This is a genomic window from Ruegeria sp. BK1 (genome assembly GCF_056535645.1).
Genome location: NZ_JBQFIS010000001.1, coordinates 335086 through 354522 on the forward strand (window position 1 = coordinate 335086; position 19437 = coordinate 354522).

At 59.4% G+C, this 19437-nt stretch carries 24 protein-coding genes and 1 other RNA gene; 12 read left to right on the forward strand and 13 right to left on the reverse strand.

The genetic code is table 11. The annotated features are described in order from the left end of the window. Positions 1-4: 4 nt before the first annotated feature. The 5 genes from ACR3E7_RS01620 to ACR3E7_RS01640 form a co-directional block, all read right to left on the reverse strand. A complete protein-coding gene (locus tag ACR3E7_RS01620; RefSeq protein WP_480503239.1) occupies positions 5-1153 on the reverse strand; it encodes an SPFH domain-containing protein in 1149 nt (382 codons plus the stop codon). A 21-nt stretch (positions 1154-1174) separates the two neighbouring features. Continuing rightward, positions 1175-2137 (reverse strand): DUF2927 domain-containing protein, encoded by a 963-nt coding sequence (locus tag ACR3E7_RS01625; RefSeq protein ID WP_408015510.1) that lies wholly within the window; start codon positions 2135-2137, stop codon positions 1175-1177. Beyond that, positions 2137-3327, reverse strand: a complete 1191-nt coding sequence (locus ACR3E7_RS01630; RefSeq protein ID WP_480503238.1) for a toxic anion resistance protein — start codon at positions 3325-3327, stop codon at positions 2137-2139. The genes ACR3E7_RS01625 and ACR3E7_RS01630 overlap by 1 nt, the downstream gene beginning before the upstream one ends. 30 nt (positions 3328-3357) lie before the next feature. Continuing rightward, positions 3358-4266 carry a 5-bromo-4-chloroindolyl phosphate hydrolysis family protein gene (locus ACR3E7_RS01635; protein ID WP_480503237.1) on the reverse strand — a complete coding sequence of 303 codons (909 nt, stop codon included), beginning with the start codon at positions 4264-4266 and terminating at the stop codon, positions 3358-3360. Between the two features lie 174 nt (positions 4267-4440). Beyond that, on the reverse strand, positions 4441-5313 hold the full coding sequence (locus ACR3E7_RS01640; RefSeq protein WP_170783955.1) for a pseudouridine synthase: 873 nt from the start codon (positions 5311-5313) through the stop codon (positions 4441-4443). Here ACR3E7_RS01640 and ACR3E7_RS01645 point away from each other — a divergent pair. Continuing rightward, entirely contained in the window at positions 5312-5770 is a 459-nt protein-coding gene (locus tag ACR3E7_RS01645; protein WP_480503236.1) for a nucleoside deaminase, read from the forward strand. The genes ACR3E7_RS01640 and ACR3E7_RS01645 overlap by 2 nt on opposite strands. Here the strand turns inward: ACR3E7_RS01645 and ACR3E7_RS01650 are convergent. Then, entirely contained in the window at positions 5760-6452 is a 693-nt protein-coding gene (locus ACR3E7_RS01650; RefSeq protein WP_480503235.1) for a metal-dependent hydrolase, read from the reverse strand. The two genes, ACR3E7_RS01645 and ACR3E7_RS01650, sit on opposite strands and share 11 nt — an antisense overlap. Positions 6453-6511: 59 nt before the next feature. Here ACR3E7_RS01650 and ACR3E7_RS01655 point away from each other — a divergent pair, with 59 nt between their 5' ends. After that, a complete protein-coding gene (locus ACR3E7_RS01655; protein WP_480503234.1) occupies positions 6512-7162 on the forward strand; it encodes a ceramidase domain-containing protein in 651 nt (216 codons plus the stop codon). Here ACR3E7_RS01655 and ACR3E7_RS01660 read toward each other — a convergent pair. Both ACR3E7_RS01660 and ACR3E7_RS01665 read right to left on the reverse strand, forming a co-directional pair. Next, positions 7159-7722: a DUF4202 domain-containing protein gene (locus ACR3E7_RS01660; protein WP_170769113.1), complete on the reverse strand. Its 564-nt coding sequence runs from the start codon at positions 7720-7722 to the stop codon at positions 7159-7161. The genes ACR3E7_RS01655 and ACR3E7_RS01660 overlap by 4 nt on opposite strands. A 123-nt stretch (positions 7723-7845) precedes the next feature. Then, the gene (locus tag ACR3E7_RS01665; RefSeq protein ID WP_170769114.1) at positions 7846-8004 is read right to left on the reverse strand and encodes a hypothetical protein; all 159 of its coding nucleotides are present in this window, start codon (positions 8002-8004) and stop codon (positions 7846-7848) included. Between the two features lie 226 nt (positions 8005-8230). Between ACR3E7_RS01665 and gatC the strand changes: the two genes are divergently transcribed. The 5 genes from gatC to rnpB all read left to right on the forward strand — a co-directional run bounded on the left by gatC (position 8231) and on the right by rnpB (position 11965). Beyond that, positions 8231-8518, forward strand: coding sequence for an Asp-tRNA(Asn)/Glu-tRNA(Gln) amidotransferase subunit GatC (gene gatC, locus ACR3E7_RS01670; protein ID WP_170325838.1), 288 nt, complete (start codon positions 8231-8233; stop codon positions 8516-8518). A gap of 3 nt (positions 8519-8521) precedes the next feature. Beyond that, complete coding sequence (gatA, locus tag ACR3E7_RS01675) at positions 8522-10009, forward strand: Asp-tRNA(Asn)/Glu-tRNA(Gln) amidotransferase subunit GatA (protein ID WP_480503233.1); 1488 nt, start codon at positions 8522-8524, stop codon at positions 10007-10009. 40 nt (positions 10010-10049) lie between these two features. Beyond that, positions 10050-10778, forward strand: coding sequence for a hypothetical protein (locus ACR3E7_RS01680; protein WP_480503232.1), 729 nt, complete (start codon positions 10050-10052; stop codon positions 10776-10778). After that, the gene (locus ACR3E7_RS01685; protein WP_480503231.1) at positions 10729-11445 is read left to right on the forward strand and encodes an N-acetylmuramoyl-L-alanine amidase; all 717 of its coding nucleotides are present in this window, start codon (positions 10729-10731) and stop codon (positions 11443-11445) included. The genes ACR3E7_RS01680 and ACR3E7_RS01685 overlap by 50 nt, the downstream gene beginning before the upstream one ends. 126 nt (positions 11446-11571) lie before the next feature. Then, an RNA gene (gene rnpB, locus ACR3E7_RS01690) (RNase P RNA component class A) lies at positions 11572-11965 on the forward strand. 8 nt (positions 11966-11973) lie between these two features. Here the strand turns inward: rnpB and ACR3E7_RS01695 are convergent. Beyond that, positions 11974-12816, reverse strand: a complete 843-nt coding sequence (locus tag ACR3E7_RS01695) for a DUF2182 domain-containing protein (protein ID WP_480503229.1) — start codon at positions 12814-12816, stop codon at positions 11974-11976. Further along, positions 12817-13452 carry a DUF1326 domain-containing protein gene (locus ACR3E7_RS01700; RefSeq protein WP_170769119.1) on the reverse strand — a complete coding sequence of 212 codons (636 nt, stop codon included), beginning with the start codon at positions 13450-13452 and terminating at the stop codon, positions 12817-12819. Between the two features lie 294 nt (positions 13453-13746). Between ACR3E7_RS01700 and rpmG the strand changes: the two genes are divergently transcribed. Continuing rightward, positions 13747-13914, forward strand: coding sequence for a 50S ribosomal protein L33 (gene rpmG, locus ACR3E7_RS01705; protein WP_010441901.1), 168 nt, complete (start codon positions 13747-13749; stop codon positions 13912-13914). 205 nt (positions 13915-14119) lie between these two features. Further along, the gene (locus tag ACR3E7_RS01710) at positions 14120-14626 is read left to right on the forward strand and encodes a hypothetical protein (RefSeq protein WP_170769120.1); all 507 of its coding nucleotides are present in this window, start codon (positions 14120-14122) and stop codon (positions 14624-14626) included. A 139-nt stretch (positions 14627-14765) separates the two neighbouring features. Here ACR3E7_RS01710 and ACR3E7_RS01715 read toward each other — a convergent pair whose 3' ends face one another. Both ACR3E7_RS01715 and ACR3E7_RS01720 read right to left on the reverse strand, forming a co-directional pair. Next, complete coding sequence (locus ACR3E7_RS01715; protein ID WP_170769121.1) at positions 14766-15536, reverse strand: Bax inhibitor-1/YccA family protein; 771 nt, start codon at positions 15534-15536, stop codon at positions 14766-14768. Positions 15537-15717: 181 nt separating this feature from the next. Beyond that, entirely contained in the window at positions 15718-15927 is a 210-nt protein-coding gene (locus ACR3E7_RS01720; RefSeq protein ID WP_480503228.1) for a DUF1127 domain-containing protein, read from the reverse strand. A gap of 127 nt (positions 15928-16054) precedes the next feature. Here ACR3E7_RS01720 and ACR3E7_RS01725 point away from each other — a divergent pair, with 127 nt between their 5' ends. Further along, positions 16055-16936, forward strand: a complete 882-nt coding sequence (locus ACR3E7_RS01725; RefSeq protein WP_170769123.1) for a LysR family transcriptional regulator — start codon at positions 16055-16057, stop codon at positions 16934-16936. Here the strand turns inward: ACR3E7_RS01725 and ACR3E7_RS01730 are convergent. Continuing rightward, positions 16933-17889 (reverse strand): NADPH:quinone oxidoreductase family protein, encoded by a 957-nt coding sequence (locus ACR3E7_RS01730; protein WP_170783976.1) that lies wholly within the window; start codon positions 17887-17889, stop codon positions 16933-16935. The genes ACR3E7_RS01725 and ACR3E7_RS01730 overlap by 4 nt on opposite strands. Positions 17890-18223: 334 nt before the next feature. On the opposite strand from ACR3E7_RS01730, the gene ACR3E7_RS01735 reads away from it, so the two are divergent. Together ACR3E7_RS01735 and hisN are read left to right on the forward strand one after the other, a co-directional pair. Beyond that, positions 18224-18595 carry a helix-turn-helix domain-containing protein gene (locus tag ACR3E7_RS01735; RefSeq protein ID WP_170769125.1) on the forward strand — a complete coding sequence of 124 codons (372 nt, stop codon included), beginning with the start codon at positions 18224-18226 and terminating at the stop codon, positions 18593-18595. A 44-nt stretch (positions 18596-18639) separates the two neighbouring features. Then, a complete protein-coding gene (hisN, locus tag ACR3E7_RS01740; RefSeq protein WP_170788252.1) occupies positions 18640-19431 on the forward strand; it encodes a histidinol-phosphatase in 792 nt (263 codons plus the stop codon). The last annotated feature ends 6 nt before the right edge of the window (positions 19432-19437 follow it).

Consider the following 19437-nt stretch of genomic DNA (forward strand, 5'->3'; position numbering starts at 1 on the left):
AAATTCACGCCCCCGGCGGTGGGGGCGGCAGGATCGTGAACAGCTGCGCCAGCTCCTGCACGTCACCGGCCTTTTTCCAGCCATCCTGACCGGCGGTCCAGACGTAGGTGTCGCGCGTTAGCTCTCCGTCAGCGGCCATGCGACCCATCTTGGCTTTGGAAAACGGTCCGCTGGTTTGACCATCCACGGCGATATGCCAGACATGCTCGACCGGCGGCGGAGGCGGGGGTGTCACATGCGCCGAGGGTTGCGGGGCAGCGGGGGCGGAACTGCCCCACGGGCCGCCCGGCTGACCCGCTGCCATGTTTGACATCTGCTGCGCCATGGCCATTCCCATTCCCATGCCAAGACCCGCGCCCATGCCGCCGCTCTGACTAGGGTTGTTGGCAGCTGCCGTCATAGCCTCGGCTGCGGAATACTGGGTGAACTTGCCCAGATCGCCCGCCAACCCCATTGAGGTTCGCTTATCCAGCGCCGCCTCGACCGCCGGCGGCAATGAGATGTTCTCGATGTAAAACTCTGGCATCTCCAGCCCATAGCCATCCAGCACGGGCGAGACTTCGGCGGCGATCAGTTTACCCAGATCGGCGGTGTTGGCGGCCATGTCCAGAACCGGAATGCCCGAGCCCGCAATCACGCGGCTGAATTCCTGCACGATGATGTTGCGGATCTGAAAGCTGATCTCATCCATGGTGAATTCGCCATCTGTGCCCACAATCTCGACCATGAACTTTGCGGGGTCCTTGATCCGAACCGTATAGGTACCGAAAGCCCGAATGCGCGTGGGTCCGAACTCGGGGTCACGCAGCATGATCGGGTTCTTGGTGCCCCATTTCAGGTCGTTGAACCGGGTCGTGTTGACGAAATAGACCTCGGACTTGAACGGAGATTGAAAGCCGTGATCCCAATGCTGCAAGGTCGTCAGGATCGGCATGTTGTTGGTCTCAAGCATATAAAGACCCGGGGTGAACACATCTGCCAGCTGCCCCTCATGCACGAAAACGGCGGCCTGACCTTCGCGCACTGTCAGCTTGGCGCCGTATTTGATCTCGTGGCCTTCACGCTCGAACCGCCAGACCATGGTGTCGCGGGTGTCGTCGACCCAGTGAATGACGTCAATGAATTCTCCGGTCAGAAAATCGAAAATGCCCATTGGGGTCTCCTTTTCTTGGGCCTAAAGCGGCTGGCCCATCAATTCACGCGCAATGATCCGCACCACGGGGCGCGCGTCTTCGGCGGACACGCCGGGTTTCAGGCGCGGATCATAAAGCATGGTCAAAAGTTTCTCGTCATGGCTGGTCAACAGCGCGAATTCGTCGTCGTCGTTGAAAATCGACGGTCGCGCCGCTGGGCTGTCATTAGACAGACCCAAACCTTGCGCGATCTCTTCATGAATGCAGCTAAGCCGGGTCAGATCCGGCAGCTCGGCCCGGATCAGCGTGACCGCGCGCACGAATTTGAAAGGCGCACTCGGGGTTTGCGAGGCAAAAACCAGACAGTCGATATTCGAACGCGGATTGGCCACCAGATCCAGCAGCGGCGCGCTGATCCCCGGCACCAGCTCTTTCAGGCGTTTGACCACATAGGCACTGTCATCCTTACCCGCAAAGAAGACATGGAAGTTGGGTTTGCGCGTCACGACCGAAATTGGATGCCCCGTCACCCGCGCCAGCCGTGTGGCAAAAGCATCGACCAGTGCCGCATCAGCCACGCGTGTGTCTGGGGCCACCGAAGGGGCAAATTCAGACTGTATGCGCACCGGGCCTGCCCAACGGCTGAGACGCCCGTCCGTTTGCGGGCTGCGGATCGTCACCGTGTGGTCGGGATATTCGCTGTAAAAGGCAATAGCCTCGAAATTGCGCGCCAGATCGTCCGCGTCATAGGGCGTATCGGGCCCGCCGCCGTCAATGCGCAGCATCCCTCGGGTCAGCAGATCGCCCTCAACCCGCTGATAGAACCGGGCCAGATCCTGACTGGCCGCTGAGGGCGGCACATAGGCATTGGCCGCGGGGAGCGCCGGTGCCGCAGGGGCTTGCGGTGCCACAGACGTGGTTAGGGCCTCGTCACAATTGGCCAGGGCCAGCAACGCAGCCAGCCCAAGAGCAGGTTTGACCAGGGCGCGTAGGGTCACGCGAATCAGCCCGGTACGGCGGTACCGGCATTGTCGCCGATCCCATCCTTGCGGGCCTTAGCGGCGGCCAGCGTGTCGCGCAACTCGGTCTCCATCTTCTGCAATTCCTGCTCGGCGGTAGCGCGTTTCGCCTTGCCCTCATCCGCGATGGCGAGGCTTTCGTTGATGGTGCCGATGAGATCGGCATTGGCCTGTTTCACAGCTTCGATGTCGAACACGCCGCGTTCCATCTCTTCGCGGATCATCTTGTTCGACTGGCGCAGATTGGCGGCGTTCGAAGTAAGCAATTCATTGGTCAGGTCGTTGGCCTCACGCACGGCCGAGGCCGCCTCGGCGCTGCGTTGGATCGTGACAGCTTGCGCCAACTGCGTTTCCCACAGCGGTACGGTGTTCACCAAGGTCGAATTGATCTTAGTCACCAAGGACTTGTCGTTTTCTTGCACCAACCGGATCGAAGGCAGGGACTGCATCGTTACCTGCCGGGTCAGTTTCAGGTCATGCACGCGGCGTTCCAGATCATCCCGTGCGGCGCGCAGGTCGCGCAGTTCTTGCGCGCGCATGACTTGTTCGTCTTCCGGCGCGTCCTGGACGGCGGCCTCTTTTTCGGGGATGTCATGGCTGTCCAGCTCGGTCAGCTTTTCCTCGCCTGCCGCAATGTAAAGCGCCAGCTCGTCGTAAAAGCCCAGTGTCTTTTCATAGAGCAGATCGAGGGATTTGATGTCTTTCAGCAGCGTATGTTCGTGCGCCAAAAGGTCATCGGTGATGCGGTCGATCTGACCCTGAACCTCTTCATACTGGGCGGTGAACTTGGCGAACGGAGCAGCTTTGCCCATCAGCTTTTCCCACCAGCTGCGTTCGCGGCGCACGTCCAACTCGCTGACGGAAAAACCTCGGATCGTGGTAACGATGTTGCGCAAACTGTCACCAGCGGGGCCCACATCCTTGTTGCGCACGTCGGCCAGCATCGCCTGGCTGATCTCTTGCAATTCCGCCTGCGCCGACGATCCGAAGGACACGATCGAGTTCGTGTTGTCCATGTCGATCTCATCCATTCGGGTGCGGATTTCGGCCTTGATCGGATCGTCCGCTTCTTCCAGCGGGACAACTTCGGACTGGGGTTCGGGTAGGGTCACAGCGGTGACCTCTTGTACCAGTGTTTCGGCTTCAACCGCCTTGTTCTTAATGTCGTCGGACATGGGAAATCCTTTCTCAAAAAATCCGGCTGATCATTTCAACCGGACGCCTTCGCGCTGCAACCGTTCGCGCAGCACGTCAATTTCAACCGTCAGATCGCTGCGGTCATCCAAAAGCATCTTGCGGGTTCGGGCCGCGAAATTCTGCTCCAGATCGTCCAGCAGGGCCGTGAAATCGGCCAGCGCCTGCGCATCCCGCGTGCGGGCATAGACATCGGCAAATTTGACGGTCGCATCCCGTGCGCCTTGCAAATAGACGGTCAGATATTTGCGCGCGCCCGACAGGTCACGCGGGTCATCCTCGACCGTACGAAACAGATCGCGGGCGGTGTCCTGAAATTGCTCGACCCGCGCCTCGATCCGGCGGTCGCCTGCGCGCTTGATGGCGTCGGTCATCTCGGTCAGGTGCTTTTCAGCATCTTCCACAACCCGCGCCACGCGATCTTGCTGGAAGGTATCGACCCCCTCCATCCCCTTGTCTTTCAGCGGGTCAAGTCCAAAGGACACCGCGTGCAGTGCTGTCGCGGCTGCTCCGAAAAGAACGGGGGCGAGCAAGCTCGCCTGAGCCGCTGCATCCACCAGTTCCGAGCGGTAGGCGGCCAGCGCTGTGCCAAGCCCAGTCAGGACGCTGGCAAAGATCTTTCGCGGAATCGCCGGACGCCGCGCTGTGCGGCGCGCGTTATAGGCGGCCTCGGCCCGCAGCCCTTCGCGCAGTAAGAAGGCAGCTCCGGTCAGGGTTGCGGCGGCGATCAACCCGACGGTCATGCCGATGGCACCATCGTTCAGGGACAAAAACACCAATGGGATGGCGGGTAGAAACAACAGATTGGCGCGCGCACCGGCAGGTTCGACCCGTGCGCCGTCGAACTGCCCGCGCGACCCGCTCTCGGACGTGGATGCGTCACCTGACGGGCTGTATTTTCCGCCAAATCTTTTGGCCATGGTCTACAGCCCCCCTAGAAGGCCGGTGCAAACACCAAATAACAGTGCCAAAAGGGCGGCATAGGCCAGTTTCTGTACTCCGGTGCCGGACATGAGAGCCCCCAATGACAATGCTCACGGAAAATTTAGGGCATGAGGGGCCTTGGCGCTAGGGGGAAGGTTGCCTAACCCGCGTCACTTGCGTGATTTCTTGCCGACCGGTGGCCTGTTTCGCTGAGGTCTGGTCGGGCGTTTGACCGGGGCTTCGGGTGCGGGGTCCAGTCCAAGCTGGTCACGCATGACGCGGCGGCGAATTTCCTCGACCTCGCCCGGCTTTAGATTACCCAGCTGAAACGGGCCGTAAGACACACGCAGCAAGCGGTTCACGGCATAGCCGATATCTTCCATCGCGCGGCGGATTTCGCGGTTCTTGCCTTCGCGCAGCCCGATGGTGAGCCAGGCATTGGCGCCCTGCTGGCGGTCCAGCGAGACATCCATGGGCAGGAAGCGCTCACCGTCGATCACCAAGCCCTTGCGCAAAGGGGCAAAATCTTCGTCCTTGGGGCGACCGTTCACCCGCACGCGGTATTTGCGCAGCCAGCCAGTTGAGGGCAGTTCCAGCTTGCGCTTGATGCCGCCATCATTGGTCAACAGCAGCAAGCCTTCGGAATTCAAGTCCAGCCGCCCGACACTCATGACGCGGGGCATGTCCTCGGGCAGGTTGTCGAAGATCGTCGCGCGACCCTTTTCATCGCGCGTTGTCGTCACCAATCCGGAGGGCTTGTGATACAGCCACAGGCGCGAGGGTTCCGGTTCGGACACCGGCTTGCCATCCACAGTGATCCGGTCCTTGCTGGTGACATTCAAGGCGGGGCTGGTGATGGCCTTGCCATTCACGGTCACACGACCGGCTTCGATCATGCGTTCAGCTTCACGGCGCGAGGCGACGCCCGCGCGGGCAAGCACTTTGGCGATCCGGTCGCCGGGAGGAGGGGTTTTGGTCATCCGCAGCCCATAGCGCATCCCGCCGGCTTGCGAAAGACAGGTTTCTGATGCAGTCAGAGGCATGACTTTCAAGTCCTTTATGAACATCGCGCTGGAACAGGCCCGCGCAGCTGCCGATCGTGGAGAGGTTCCGGTGGGCGCTGTCATCGTGCAGGGCGACCAAGTGGTGGCTGCGGCGGGCAACCGCACGCGCGAACTAAACGACCCAACGGCGCATGCCGAGATTCTGGCTCTGCGTGCGGCTTGTGCTGAGGTGGGGTCCGAGAGGCTACCCGATCATGACCTCTATGTGACGCTGGAGCCTTGCGCGATGTGCGCTGCCGCTTTGTCTGCGGCGCGTATCCGGCGCATTTACTATGGTGCGGCCGATCCGAAATCGGGCGGGGTGGCGCATGGGGCGCGTGTGTTCACGCATCCTCAGGCGCATCACGCGCCCGAGGTTTACGATGGTATCGCGGGGCAAGAGGCCGCCGACTTGCTGAAGACCTTCTTTGCCACGCGACGTGATCCTAAAGCGTGATAGGTTTCATCACCTCGGGTTCAATTACATCGACACCGGGCAGTCCTTCGATCAGCGTCTGGGCAGATTGTTCCAGGATCGGGAAGGTCTTGTAGTGGCAGGGAATCACGGTTTTGAAGTTGAAATACCGCTGCGCGGCATAAGCAGCGCCTTTCATATCCATAGTGAAATGCCCACCCGCTGACAGGATCCCAATATCGGGTTTATAATAATCGCCCATCCAGTCCATATCGGCCATGATGTCCGTGTCCCCCGACACATAGAGCATGTGACCATCGCCCGCGATCATGAACCCAACTTCGCTGCCACCGGTACGCAGGCCGTCGGGAGTGGAAAAGGTCGAGCTGTGTGAGGCCGGAACCATAGACACCATCACGCCGTTCAGGTTGACCGTGCCACCTTTGTTGAAGCCAACGGTCTCGATCTCTTCAGCTTCGCTCCAATACCCCATCAGATCGTATTGGCCGACTACCGGAATCTTGAGGCGCTTTGCCAGCGAGACAACATCAACCACATGGTCGAAATGCGTATGCGTCAGAAGGATATGTGTCGCACCATCCAGCGCCGCGTCGTGCTGGTCTTCGGGCAGAACCGGATTACCGGTCAGCCACGGGTCGATCAACAGCACTTGTCCTCCGGTTTCGATGCGGAAACTGCCGTGGCCCAGCCAAATGATATTCATGAATAATTCCTCCCAATCAGACTGTTGGCTTTACCCTAGCATCGGCTATGTAAAATTCTATGGACTGGTTTCAGGAAATTGACAGCTATTGCGAGCGCTTGTCGCCCGCCTATTGGGCCGAGCCCATAAACGCCGTGACCAACGCAGCCTTTCTGATTGCCGCTTTCATCATGTGGCGTCGGGTGCGTGGGCAGGGGATGGCGCTGGCAATGGTGCTGGTGGCGATTTTGGCGGCGATCGGCGTGGGTAGCTATCTGTTTCACACTCATGCGCAGGTCTGGGCCGCCATGGCGGACGTGCTGCCGATCGTGCTGTATATCCTGGTCTATATCTTTGCCATCAACCGTGATGTCTGGCAGATGCGACCTGCTTATGCCGGAGCCGTAACCGCGCTCTTTATTCCCTACGCTGCCGCGACGGTGCCACTGTTTCAACTGGTGCCGGGACTGGGCGCGTCATCGGCCTACGCACCGGTACCTTTACTGATTCTGATCTATGCTTATCTGCTGCGCGATCGCGCACCGGGTGCGGCCCAAGGGTTAGCGATTGGGGCGGTGATCCTGATCGCCTCGATCACGTTCCGCGCGCTGGATGAACCGATTTGCGGCCACCTGCCGTTGGGCACGCATTTCATGTGGCATATCCTGAACGCCACCATGCTGGGCTGGATGATCGAGGTCTACAGCAGGCACATGACCCGCACGGCTTAACCCCGAAAGGCGTCGGCAAGGTCAGCGGGCAGGTCGAATTCGCCCAATACCCGCGCGCGACCCTCAGCCGACATCTTGCGGGCAGTCTTTTCGACTATGCTCTGGATTTTCTCGGCAGAGTGTTTTTCGGCAAAAGGCGCGAAGTACCACTTTAGGAAGACGAAACAGATCACATCTTCCAGCGCTTGAACCTCGGCATCGCGCTTGATGCCTTGTTTGCGCAGCATCCGCCGGGCCGCGTCGATGTCGTCTGCACCATATTCGCTAAGCTCCATGAGACCGGCCACCACCTCGGCATGATGTTCGGCTTGTGCCTTGCGCCAGGTCAGATAACCCGTGCGCCCTTCAGGGTATTCACTGCGCGCCAGTTTCCACCGCTCGACATGCTGTCCACGCGCGGCGATCTGCAACGGGTCTGATGCGTCAGGGAACAGCCGGTCCAGCTCGGCGCTCATCCGCTGGCCATAAAGCAATGCGGCCGGCTGACCGTCTTCAAGGGTGGGGTCTTGGGTATTGGCCGCGTCGATTGCGTCCAGAACGGCTTGCTTGCGGGTGGTCATCGGGGGCTCCGTCGGATGAGACATCTTTCGAGCATCGTAACGCGTCATCACGCTAAGCGCAGCACATGATTGTAAAAACCCGGGTCGGGAGGAGGAGTTCCCGACCCGGACGAAGGGGTCATATCACTTACCAACCTTCGTTTTGTCTTGCGAGACAGGCTCTGCGACCGTTTCGGGGAAGTTCAGGTCGCGAGTCAGGCTGTCCATGGTCGGCCCGAATGCCTGTGCTTGGGCGGCCAGAACGGTCGAGGCCAGTACAAGGGCGGTCATGAACGTTTTCATCGTCTTTCTCCGATATTGCGTTTCCGTGTAAATGAAATGAACAGTACAGTTTAGTTTTTCAAGAGTAAAAATGAACTAATTGGTTTACTTTTATGCATGACAGCTATGCGGAATTGATGGCGCAAGGGCGCCGTCTGGACCGGGACAGGGGAAAACAGGCCTCTGCCGCTCTTGCGACCGGGGCATCAGACGGGTAAATGCCCCCTAACGCACAAGAGGTTTTCCGATGTCGATTGACCAAAGCACCGCCGCCAAGGTGGCCAAACTGGCCCGGATCAAGGTCGAGGATGACGCGCTGCCCGCGCTGGCGTCCGAGTTCAACACCATCCTTGGGTTCATCGAACAGTTGAACGAAGTGGATGTCGAAGGCGTCGAGCCCATGGTCTCGGTCGAGCCGATGCGCCTGAAACGGCGCGAAGATGTGGTCACCGACGGAAACCAGCAGGACAAGGTTCTGGCCAATGCCCCCGACGCGCGCGAGGGCTTTTTCGCAGTCCCCAAAGTGGTGGAGTAAGACATGAGCGATCTGAACAAACTGGGCCTGGCCGAGGCCCGCGACGCGCTGCGCAAGGGTGACGTAACCTCGGTCGAGCTGACCGAATCCTGCCTGAAAGCGATTGATGACGCCGACGCGCTGAACGCTTTTGTCCACAAAACGCCCGAGATCGCGCTGGAGCGCGCCAAGGCCGCGGACGCACGCATCAAGGAAGGCGACGCGCCTTCCATGTGTGGTCTGCCGATCGGCATCAAGGATCTGTTCTGCACCAAGGGCGTGCCCTCGCAGGCGGCCTCGAAGATTCTGGAAGGCTTCAAGCCGGAATACGAATCCACTGTGTCTCAGCAACTGGCCGATGCCGGTGCCGTGATGCTGGGCAAGCTGAACATGGACGAATTCGCCATGGGCTCGTCCAACGAAACCTCGGTCTACGGAAACGCGGTCAGCCCGTGGCGGCGCGGCAATGACGACGCGCAACTGACACCTGGCGGCTCGTCGGGAGGTTCGGCGTCTGCTGTGGCTGCCGACCTTTGTCTGGCGGCAACCGGCACCGATACCGGCGGCTCGATCCGTCAGCCTGCCGCTTTTGTTGGCATCACCGGCATCAAACCCACATATGGCCGCTGCTCGCGCTGGGGCATCGTGGCCTTTGCCTCCTCGCTGGATCAGGCCGGTCCGATGACCAAGAACGTGCGCGATGCGGCGATCATGCTGGAAACCATGTGTGGCCATGACCCCAAGGATTCAACCAGCGCCGAGCTGGCCGTACCCAACTTCGAAGCGATGCTGACCGGCGATATCAAAGGTAAAAAGATCGGTATTCCGAAAGAATACCGCATGGACGGAATGCCCGCCGAGATCGAAAAGCTTTGGGCCGATGGCGCCGAGATGCTCAAGGCCGCGGGGGCCGAGATCGCTGACATCTCGCTGCCGCACACGAAATACGCGCTGCCAGCCTATTACGTGATTGCTCCGGCCGAGGCGTCCTCGAACCTCGCCCGTTATGACGGTGTCCGCTATGGCCGCCGCGCGCATCTGGCGCAAGGCGATGGCATCACCGAGATGTACGAGAAAACCCGCGCCGAGGGTTTTGGCCACGAAGTACAGCGCCGCGTGATGATCGGCACTTATGTGCTGTCGGCTGGTTTCTACGACGCCTATTACAACCGCGCACGTCGTGTTCGCACCCTGATCAAGAAAGACTTTGAAGACGTCTTCGCCGCAGGTGTCGATGCGATCTTGACCCCAGCCACCCCTTCGGCCTCGTTTGGTCTTGGCGAGATGACCGAGGCCGATCCGGTCCAGATGTATCTGAACGACGTCTTCACCGTCACCGTGAATCTCGCCGGTCTTCCGGGTGTTTCAGTCCCCGCCGGACTGGATGCGCAAGGGTTGCCGCTGGGTCTGCAACTGATCGGTCGCCCTTGGGAAGAGGGTGATCTGCTTAATACGGCCTACGCGCTGGAAAACGCGGCAGGCTTTGTGGCCAAGCCGGGCAAATGGTGGTAGGTCTGGGCCAAGGCAAGACATCGCAACACGGAGCAGCAGGATGCGCATCACGCTTCTGATCCCCGCACTCGGGCTTGTAACCGCCTGCAATACGGTGGCCCCCATTCAGGGCGCCGGGTTCAACACACCCTCCTATCAAGCACAGCGCGAGGCCGCGCTGACGGGGCAGGGATATACGGGCAACCCGCTGACCGGTCCCGTAGATGTGTCTGAACAGGCTCTGGGAGCACCGGGCTCCGCGCTGCCCCCGATAGGTGAAAATGCCGACTTGGCCTCGGCCACGGCGGCAGCCTTGGCCAGTACGTCCAATGCGCAGCCAGTGGGCGGCTTTGATCCGGCCACGACGGCCCCGGTTCAAACCGCGATCCCAAGCAATAACACCATCTCTGACGAACAGGATTTCGCCGCTGTATCCGACCGACGCACGATCGAATCGGACGCGGCCCGGATCGAGCAAAACCGCCAGACCTACGAAGTGGTCGCCCCCACCGCGGTCCCGCAGCGTGGCACCGACGGACAGCCTAATATCGTCCAATATGCGCTGAATACATCCAACCCGGTCGGAACACAGCTCTACAGCCGGGCGGGGTTCAACCTGCAAGCCAAAGCGCAGCGCAACTGCGCCAAGTTCCCCTCGGCGGATCAAGCGCAGATCGAGTTCTTGGCCAACGGCGGCCCGCAACGCGACCGCAAGGGTCTGGACCCGGATGGGGATGGCTATGCATGCAGCTGGGACCCAAGCCCGTTCCGCAGTGCCGTCGCAAACTGAGCTGAGCCCGATCTGGCATCCGTCGCCCAACTTTGGTCCGCGACGGGATAGCCTGAAACCCAGCCTGATCGTCCTGCACTATACAGCGATGAGCAGCGCGCAAGCCGCGCTGACCCGCCTGTGCGATCCGCAATACGAGGTCTCGGCCCACTACCTGATCGGCGCAGACGGAACGCTCTGGCACATGGTGCAGGAAACAGACCGTGCGTGGCATGCGGGCGCGGGGGAGTGGATGGGGCAAAGCGACATAAACTCGCGCTCCATTGGGATCGAATTGGACAATCGCGGCGATCACCCTTTTTCCGATCCGCTGATGACCTCGCTTGAGGCCCTGTTACCTGCCATCATGACCCGCTGGAATATCCCCGAAACCGGCATTATTGGTCATTCCGACATGGCTCCGGGCCGCAAAATCGACCCCGGCCCCCGGTTCGACTGGCTAAGGTTGGAACGCCAAGCGCTTGCCGCCAGCCGCGGCAACAGCGCACCCCCGCAAGACACCTCGCCGGCGTCCTTTCGCGCCTGCGCGCAAGCGGCCGGATACACCGCAGACGCGGATGACAAAACTATCCTGTCAACAATCCGCCTCAGATACCGCCCCTGGGCGACCGGACCCCTGACCTCCGAAGACTTCATTCCGTTGATGCCGCCTGCCGCTAGCGCATGATCCGCCCTTCATCTGGCCAAAAATATCCCGGGGTTGAATTGGCCGCAGGCCAAGAAGGGGCTGGCCCCTTCTACCTACCGATCAACTCTTGACGCCGCTGGGCCCAACGCCTAACCCATCCCATGCGCGGAGGGCCGGATGGCCGCTGGGGCCCAAGGGCCCGAGAGGAAAGTCCGGACTCCACAAGACAGCGGTGCCGGGTAACGCCCGGGCGGGGCAACCCGACGGAAAGCGCCACAGAAATCAGACCGCCACACGCGTGTGGTAAGGGTGAAACGGTGGGGTAAGAGCCCACCGCGCCGCTGGCAACAGGGGCGGCACGGCAAGCCCCACCGGGAGCAATGCCAAATAGGGTCCCCGCGCGGGCCGGTCGGCGTCCGCCGATACCGCCGCTAAGCCTGTCTTGGCCCAGAGGGACCGGGTTGGCAGCTTGAGCCGCGCAGCAATGCACGGCCCAGAGGAATGGTCATCGAAGGGGGCAACCCCGGAACAAGATCCGGCTTACAGGCCCTCCGCGCATATTCCGCTCTAAGCAAGCGGCAAGACCCCACGCCCGATCACCCAGATACCGGCGACGATCAGCGCAACCCCGGTTGCCGGGACCAACCACCGCGCCTGGGGAAGTAGTTTCTCCAACCCGACATAAAGCGCGATACCGGCGATCCAATAGAGGTTCATCACGCCGCCAACGAACAGCAGCAGCATCAACGCCCAGCAACACCCCAGACAGTAAAGCCCATGCAACACGCCGACCCGAAACGCGCCATAGAGGCCTGGGCGGTTGTGGTCGGCCAGAAACCGCGCCGGACTGCGGCAATGGCGCAGACAGGCCGTCTTGAGGCTGGAAAGCTGATAGAGACCAGCGGCCAGCAAAACAGTACCTGCAAAGACCTCGGACCGGATCGTCATCATCGGCCCGTCCGACAGGTCGATCTGCTCCAACCCCCATTGGCTGCCGGTTGCGAGCATACTGAAGGCGGCCCATGCGACGAGATACCCACTTAGAAACAAAAGGCTCAGCCGGGTTGAGCGCGCCTGCTCAGATCCCATTCGTTTGATCGCCGTATACAGCAGCACCGTTGGTGCCGCGCTGGGTGTCATCATGGCAACCATCATGACCCACCACATCAGGAAGATCAGAATGCCATAGCTTAGGGACCAATGAACCTCGCCGCCCATTTGCATCGGAGTGCCGATCGGTCCGGCCATCGCGGTCATATCAACCGCTGTCATGTTCATGCCGATGCCCGCAACCGTATACCAACAGGCAAACAGCACGATCATCAGAACGCAGAACAGCACGATACTGCCGTCACGACGCAGCACTTGCTCGACCACCCCAGGCGTGGGTGCAGATGGATTGGGTTTCATCTAAGCGCCCAGAACGCCATGGCCCGAGATATTCAGATGCGCCAGATGGGCATGGGTCGCATCAAAGCTCAGGCTGATCTCACCCCCATGGGTGGTGGTCGTGCCCGAGGCTGATTCTGCGTGTCGGTATTCGAACCCGTTGGGCAGCTGGATCGCCGCACGGTGCGGTTGACCTGAAACGATATGGGGGATCGGCCTGACATTCAGGTCGAAAATACCTTTCACCTTAGCATAGCCTGTGCGGTCCTCACGCGACCAGTCCAGTTCGATGGGCAGATACAGCGTCTCATGTTTGGTCGGTGCCATGGCGCTGTAAACATACCAGAAGGTCGCCATTTCGTCCGTGTCTTGACCGGTCATGATGGCTTGTAAAGCCGCACGTTGCGCGTCGCTGGCGCTTTCGTCGATGATCAACTGCATCTGACCGTTGCCTTCGTGAATCGGGCCGGGCCAGTAGTACACGCCAGCGGCGCGGACCCCGGCAAGGTCAGTGTCGCCGTAATGGCCGGACTCAATGTCATAGACGACAACAGCTTCACAGTTGCCATGGGTGGGAAGAACGCTGAACTGGCACGGGCAGCCGAAATTGCAGTTGCAATTGGCCAGCTCTTCAGCCTGAATTGTCCATTCTGTCATGATTGCCCCCAAGTAAATTTGCACAAAAAAAGAACTACTCGGTCAGGGGTTGCCGTCAGATCTGTGCCTCAACTGTCGCGTCGATTTCCGACGTCTTGGTTTGACAAACTGGATGCACACTATCACGGAACCGTGATCTCGCCAAACGAGGGCAGGCTTGTTGTCGGAAACTCGATTGGAAAACTGCGCAAATCAGCCCGATTCCGGTTGACTCGGCTGCGCGACCGGGTAAAAGCGCACGCTCATAGGAATTCAACCGAAAGGCCCCTGCCTTTCCGGACGCAGGAGATAACCATGGCGAAGCCGACGACAATCAAGATCCGTCTGAACTCGACCGCGGGCACGGGCCACTTCTACGTGACCAAAAAGAACGCGCGCACCATGACCGAGAAAATGACCATTCGTAAATACGATCCGGTCGCTCGGAAGCATGTCGAGTACAAGGAAGGCAAGATCAAGTAATCTGCCGATCCGCTTGGACAGTTTAAAAGGGTTGCGCCACGGCGCAGCCCTTTTTCATGTTCGATCGGCATCCAGTTGCGCTGAGGTCAGCACCAGTCCGTTGCAGCGGCGCATCAGCCACCTGCGCATTCGAGTGAGGTGCGGGTTGCTTTTTGGGACACCTTGCCCATACGCTTCAGCTAACCGTTCCAAAATGTTGGCCGTCATGAAAAAAATCTTGTTATCCACAATCACCGTTCTGGCCCTTGCGGGCTGCGAAGATCTCTATAACCGTCAGGGCGTCGGCTTTGCTGGCCTTAGCGGAGAGCCCCGGACATCCTCGGACGTGCCGGGCACTGTCGCATTTGTTCCCGAGTCGCGGAACATCCCAGCTGATCTGGCGGAATTGACGCCGGTCTCGGTGTCGACAGGCGAGACCGAAGCCCAGAAAGTCGCGCGCGTCGCAATCGACAATGGCGGGCGCGGAGATAGCAACGCGGTTGTTCTGAATGGCTCGGGTACCAACTTGTTCCTAAGCACGGTCAATGTGAATGGCACGCCCTATGGCGTGCTGCGTACAGCTAACAACAGCACTCGCGTGGACAACGAAATCGGTGCCGCCTTTGGGCGGAACGCCGAACAGTTCACCGGATGCCTACCCGCCGGAGACGTATTCCGCAAAGGTTCGTCCTCGCGCAGCTCGGGCTTCGCGGTTGCGTTGAACTGTAGCTGATCCCGGTCTGAGAGAACTCCAAAGCCCTCGCCCATCTGGGTGGGGGCTTTTTCTTTTGCCCGATAGGCCTTGGATCTTCAGGCGCAAATGAAAAAGGGCGGGTCAATAACCCGCCCTTTGTTTGATGTGTATCGGTTGCTTATTCGCGGTTGCCGAACAGTTGCAGCAGGAACATGAACATATTGATGAAGTCCAGATACAGGCTCAGCGCGCCCATGATTGCGGCCTTGCCCAACCATTCCTGATCGCCCGAATGGGCCATTTGCAGGTAGGTTGTCTTGATGTTTTGCGTGTCATACGCGGTCAGGCCTGCGAAGATCAGGACACCCAGAACGGAAACTGCAAACGCGATGGCCGACGAGGCGATGAAGATGTTCACAACGGACGCAACGATCAGGCCGATCACGCCCATGATCAGGAATGTGCCCATGGCCGACAGGTCTTTTTTGGTCGTATAGCCATACAGCGACAGGCCGGCAAAGGCGATCGAGGTGATTAGGAAGACTTGGATGATCGACTGACCGGTGAAGACCAGGAAAATCCAGCTGATCGAAATACCCATCACTGCGGCGAAGGTGTAGAACACCAGCTGAGCCGCTGCTGCCGACAGACGGTTGATTGCTGCGCCAAAGCCGAACACAAAAGCCAGCGGGGCAAACATGATCACCCATTTCAGGGGCGATGTGAACAAGGTCGCGCCGAATTGGGTCAGATACGTGTTCGCGCTGATCTGGTATTCGGTCGGAACGCTGGATACAGCCATGCCGGCAATCGCCCATGCAGCAGCAAAAGTAATCAGCATGCCCACGGACATGGTGCCGTAGACTTTGTTCATATGGGCGCGCAGGCCCTCGTCAATCTGGGCAGCGCGCGCGCCGGCCGCCGTCCGGATCGTGTCAAATTGTGCCATAAAAGGGTCTCCCTTCGTTAATTCTTTGGTGCGTCTGCAAGCGAGACGCCTTCCCCGCAAATATCGGCAAGTGGGGGCTGTGTTTCAAGAGTTTAACGCTGGAAACTGGCTAAAACACGCAACAAAAATGGCGACCTGCTGACGCGGGTCGCCATTGATGAGAAAAAGATACATTCAGAAATCACTTTTGCCAGAAATCCGGCGCATCCCAAATGGGGCGAGCAGCCTCGGCTTCGGCTTGTTCGCGGGTGATACCGATGTCTTTCAATGCGCGGTCGTCCAATCGGGCCAGCTTGTGGCGCTGGCGATGCAGGGACAAGGCGTCCAACAGAGTCAAAACGGAATACCGGCGATGCGGTTTGCAGCGGGATGTCAGCGCAATCTGGGTCATAGGTATTGTCCTTTCTTTCGTTTCCGATGGTTTTTAGAATTTCCATCAACTTCCTTGATCTATATGTCCCGATATGACACATTTTAAAAATGAATATTTTTGACGGAATGCATAAGGGATCGTGAAGATGAGAAATCTGGACATCACCACTCTGCGCTCATTCGTGGCGGTTGCCGATCAAGGCGGCGTAACGCGGGCAGCCGGTTTTTTGCACCTGACGCAATCTGCGGTTTCGATGCAGTTGAAACGGCTGGAGGAACTGCTGGGGCTTGAGTTGCTGGACCGCAGCGGACGCACAATTGCGCTGACGGCATCGGGGGAGCAACTGCTGGCTTATGCACGCCGCATGATTGCGTTGAATGACGAGGTGATCTCGAAGCTCACCGATCAGGCGTTCGAGGGCGAGGTCGTTCTGGGTGTGCCGCACGACATCGTTTACCCCGCGATTCCAAGGGTTCTGAAGCGATTCAACGCTGATTTCCCACGCGTGAAGGTACAGTTGTTCTCGTCTTTTTCGATGCAGTTGAAAGAGATGTATAGGAAAGGCGAATGCGATCTGATCCTGACGACGGAATCAAACGCCGCGGAAGGGGCAGAAACGATTGCCGAATTGCCTCTGCGCTGGGTTGGCGCGCCGGGTGGGTCGGCATGGCGCAAGCGACCGATCCCCTTGGCTGAGGGGCGACGCTGTCTGTTTCGGCCCAAGGTCATCAGCGCACTGGACGGAGCCGATATTCCCTGGGAACTGGCCGTTGATTCCGAAGATGACCGCACCATCGAGGCCACGGTCAGCGCCGATCTGGCTGTCTCGGCCATGCTGGAAGGCACTGAGGCCGCCCATCTTGAGCTGATCGAATCGGGCGGCGCTCTTCCCGATCTACCGGTTCAAATGATCAACCTTTACGGCGGCGACTCGGGTCGCGGGGAAATCATCGAAGCCCTGGCGGCGCTGGTACGACAGAATTTCCGCATCATGGCGGGGACACCGTTGAAGGCTGTCGCGGGCTAGGGTGTGATGACGACCTTGCCTGTGGCCGCACGGTCCCTCAGCAGTTGCAGGCCTTGCGCGGCCTCGGTCAGGGGCAGGGTATGGCTGATATGGGGTTTGATTTTCCCCTCCGAATGCCAGCGAAATAGGGTGGCGAAGCTGTCCTGCACGATCTGAGGGCGGAATCTCAGATAGCCGCCGATGTAAAAGCCGATGACAGTCAAGTTCTTGACCAGAAGGTGATTGGCGGGGATTTGTGGCACGTCGCCGCCCGCGAACCCGATGGGCAGCAGACGGCCCTCGGGATTAGTGGCACGAAAGGCGGCCTGGAACACGTCGCCGCCGATGGCGTCATAGACCACATCGGCGCCACCCAATTCCTTCACGCGCGACCGAAGATCTTCGGAGGCGTCAATCAGGTGATCGGCTCCTGCGGTGCGCGCGACCTCCAGCTTTTCCGCCCCGCGCGCCTGCGCAATCACCGTGGCCCCCATCAACTTGCCGATTTCGACAGCCGTCAATCCGACGCCACCAGCAGCCCCTGTGACCAGCAAGGTTTCACCCGGCTGCAATCGGGCGCGGTGATCCAGCGCAATGTGACTGGTTCCATATGCAATTTGGATGGCGGCGGCGTCCTCAAAGCTCGTCGAAGCGGGTAGGGGGATCGCACGATCTGCGTCGAACACCCCAAATTCCGCCAAACCGCCCTGACCTGAATAGACAGCCACACGATCCCCTACGGACAAGGTTGTCACATCCGGGCCAAGCTGATCGACAACACCAGAAATTTCCATCCCTTGCGTGAAGGGGGCTGAGGGGGTGTCCTGATAGGTGCCCTTCTGCATCAGCAGATCCGCGAAGTTCAGACCGCAGGCCTTGATGGCGACGCGAATCTGCCCCGGACCGGGGTCAGGGAGCGCGATATCGCACAGCTGAGCGTCCGCGCCTTTCGATGAGATTCTGTAGGCCAGCATAAAGGTGCTCCGTGATTTTGGGCGGAGTAGATTCGTTTTCTGGTTGAATTGTCAATCAGTGACCTTGCGCGCAAAAAACTGGCACGAACGCTAATATATACATAATGCAATAAACATAGAGGTATTATGTGTGCGCATCGCACAACCACAAATCCTTACCCTTGAAATCTTACTCAACCTTCTTGAAAAAAAACGCAAATAGGGCAATAGTGCGCTATGGTGCTGATTTGGGGGCATGTTCCAACTTAGTGAGCGGTTAAGAACTGCTCGTTAGTTATGCGATGATGAAATATATCGCACGTCCCCGGTAGTTGTGTAGTAGAGGAGAATACCAATGACCCATCACGTCGATGTCCATGTGGGCAAGCGCGTCCGGCATCGCCGCTGGCTGATTGGAATGACCCAGCAGCAACTGGCGCAGCAAGTTGGTATCAAGTTCCAGCAGATTCAGAAATACGAAACGGGTGCGAACCGCATCAGTGCGTCGCGTTTGTGGGACATCGCCGAAGCGCTGGATGTTCCGGTCAGCTTTTTCTTCGAAGGTTTGGAAGAGGCTGAGAAGGAAACCTCAAGCAAGAAATCGGTGCCTGCTGATCTGATGGGAGACAAAGAGGCGTTGGATCTGGTTCGGTCCTACTATGCGATCCCGGAAAACCAGCGCCGTCGACTGTTCGAACTGGCGCGTGTTCTCAGCGACGTTGCCTGATTAAGCGGGTTGACTTTGATGCGTGTGCCCCGCACGGGTAGCGCATGACACAGCCTATTCTGACCGATCTGGACGTAGCAGAAGAAATGGCCGACGCAGCGCGCGCGGCCATTCTTCCGTTTTTCCGCCAAGCAAATCTGGAAACCTCGAACAAGCTGTCACAGGGGTTCGATCCGGTGACGATCGCCGATCGTGAGGCCGAGCGTGTAATGCGCGACATTCTGGCCAAACATCGCCCTGATGACGGGATTTTGGGGGAAGAATTCGGTCAGGTGCCGGGCAGCAGCGGCCGAACCTGGGTCTTGGACCCGATCGACGGCACGCGCGGGTTCATCAGCGGGACGCCCACATGGGGTGTTCTGATTGCGCTCAGCAGCGCTGACGGGCCGATCATGGGGGTCATTGATCAGCCATATATTGGTGAACGGTTCGTGGGCTCGGTCGATATTGCGCAGGTCAGCGGACCCACGGGAACCCGGCCTTTGGACACGCGGGCGACAACCTCGCTGGCTCAGGCCATCGTGTTTACCACTTTCCCCGAGGTCGGCACCCCGGAAGAACGCGCCGGGTTCGAGGCCGTGGCGCGGCACGCGCGCCTCACGCGATATGGCATGGATTGCTACGCCTATGCCTTGCTGGCCGCCGGGCAGGTGGATCTGGTGATCGAGGCCGGTTTGCAAGCCTATGACATCCAGGCACCCATAGCCGTGATCGAGGCGGCTGGCGGCATCGTCACCGACTGGCAGGGTGGTCCCGCCCACAACGGCGGTCGCGCTCTGGCAGCGGCCAATGCCGATCTGCACGCCGCTGCGCTGGATATCTTGCGCCAATACTGAATCCGG

What these genes read in the sequence shown, in the direction of transcription:
- ACR3E7_RS01620 (WP_480503239.1), bottom strand. Translation starts at nt 1,153, where the DNA reads ATGGGCATTTTCGATTTTCTGACCGGAGAATTCATTGACGTCATTCAC.
- ACR3E7_RS01630 (WP_480503238.1), bottom strand. Translation starts at nt 3,327, where the DNA reads ATGTCCGACGACATTAAGAACAAGGCGGTTGAAGCCGAAACACTGGTA.
- ACR3E7_RS01635 (WP_480503237.1), bottom strand. Translation starts at nt 4,266, where the DNA reads ATGGCCAAAAGATTTGGCGGAAAATACAGCCCGTCAGGTGACGCATCC.
- ACR3E7_RS01645 (WP_480503236.1), top strand. Translation starts at nt 5,312, where the DNA reads ATGACTTTCAAGTCCTTTATGAACATCGCGCTGGAACAGGCCCGCGCA.
- ACR3E7_RS01640 (WP_170783955.1), bottom strand. Translation starts at nt 5,313, where the DNA reads ATGCCTCTGACTGCATCAGAAACCTGTCTTTCGCAAGCCGGCGGGATG.
- ACR3E7_RS01650 (WP_480503235.1), bottom strand. Translation starts at nt 6,452, where the DNA reads ATGAATATCATTTGGCTGGGCCACGGCAGTTTCCGCATCGAAACCGGA.
- ACR3E7_RS01655 (WP_480503234.1), top strand. Translation starts at nt 6,512, where the DNA reads ATGGACTGGTTTCAGGAAATTGACAGCTATTGCGAGCGCTTGTCGCCC.
- ACR3E7_RS01660 (WP_170769113.1), bottom strand. Translation starts at nt 7,722, where the DNA reads ATGACCACCCGCAAGCAAGCCGTTCTGGACGCAATCGACGCGGCCAAT.
- ACR3E7_RS01665 (WP_170769114.1), bottom strand. Translation starts at nt 8,004, where the DNA reads ATGAAAACGTTCATGACCGCCCTTGTACTGGCCTCGACCGTTCTGGCC.
- gatC (WP_170325838.1), top strand. Translation starts at nt 8,231, where the DNA reads ATGTCGATTGACCAAAGCACCGCCGCCAAGGTGGCCAAACTGGCCCGG.
- gatA (WP_480503233.1), top strand. Translation starts at nt 8,522, where the DNA reads ATGAGCGATCTGAACAAACTGGGCCTGGCCGAGGCCCGCGACGCGCTG.
- ACR3E7_RS01680 (WP_480503232.1), top strand. Translation starts at nt 10,050, where the DNA reads ATGCGCATCACGCTTCTGATCCCCGCACTCGGGCTTGTAACCGCCTGC.
- ACR3E7_RS01685 (WP_480503231.1), top strand. Translation starts at nt 10,729, where the DNA reads ATGCATGCAGCTGGGACCCAAGCCCGTTCCGCAGTGCCGTCGCAAACT.
- ACR3E7_RS01695 (WP_480503229.1), bottom strand. Translation starts at nt 12,816, where the DNA reads ATGAAACCCAATCCATCTGCACCCACGCCTGGGGTGGTCGAGCAAGTG.
- ACR3E7_RS01700 (WP_170769119.1), bottom strand. Translation starts at nt 13,452, where the DNA reads ATGACAGAATGGACAATTCAGGCTGAAGAGCTGGCCAATTGCAACTGC.
- rpmG (WP_010441901.1), top strand. Translation starts at nt 13,747, where the DNA reads ATGGCGAAGCCGACGACAATCAAGATCCGTCTGAACTCGACCGCGGGC.
- ACR3E7_RS01710 (WP_170769120.1), top strand. Translation starts at nt 14,120, where the DNA reads ATGAAAAAAATCTTGTTATCCACAATCACCGTTCTGGCCCTTGCGGGC.
- ACR3E7_RS01715 (WP_170769121.1), bottom strand. Translation starts at nt 15,536, where the DNA reads ATGGCACAATTTGACACGATCCGGACGGCGGCCGGCGCGCGCGCTGCC.
- ACR3E7_RS01720 (WP_480503228.1), bottom strand. Translation starts at nt 15,927, where the DNA reads ATGACCCAGATTGCGCTGACATCCCGCTGCAAACCGCATCGCCGGTAT.
- ACR3E7_RS01725 (WP_170769123.1), top strand. Translation starts at nt 16,055, where the DNA reads ATGAGAAATCTGGACATCACCACTCTGCGCTCATTCGTGGCGGTTGCC.
- ACR3E7_RS01730 (WP_170783976.1), bottom strand. Translation starts at nt 17,889, where the DNA reads ATGCTGGCCTACAGAATCTCATCGAAAGGCGCGGACGCTCAGCTGTGC.
- ACR3E7_RS01735 (WP_170769125.1), top strand. Translation starts at nt 18,224, where the DNA reads ATGACCCATCACGTCGATGTCCATGTGGGCAAGCGCGTCCGGCATCGC.
- hisN (WP_170788252.1), top strand. Translation starts at nt 18,640, where the DNA reads ATGACACAGCCTATTCTGACCGATCTGGACGTAGCAGAAGAAATGGCC.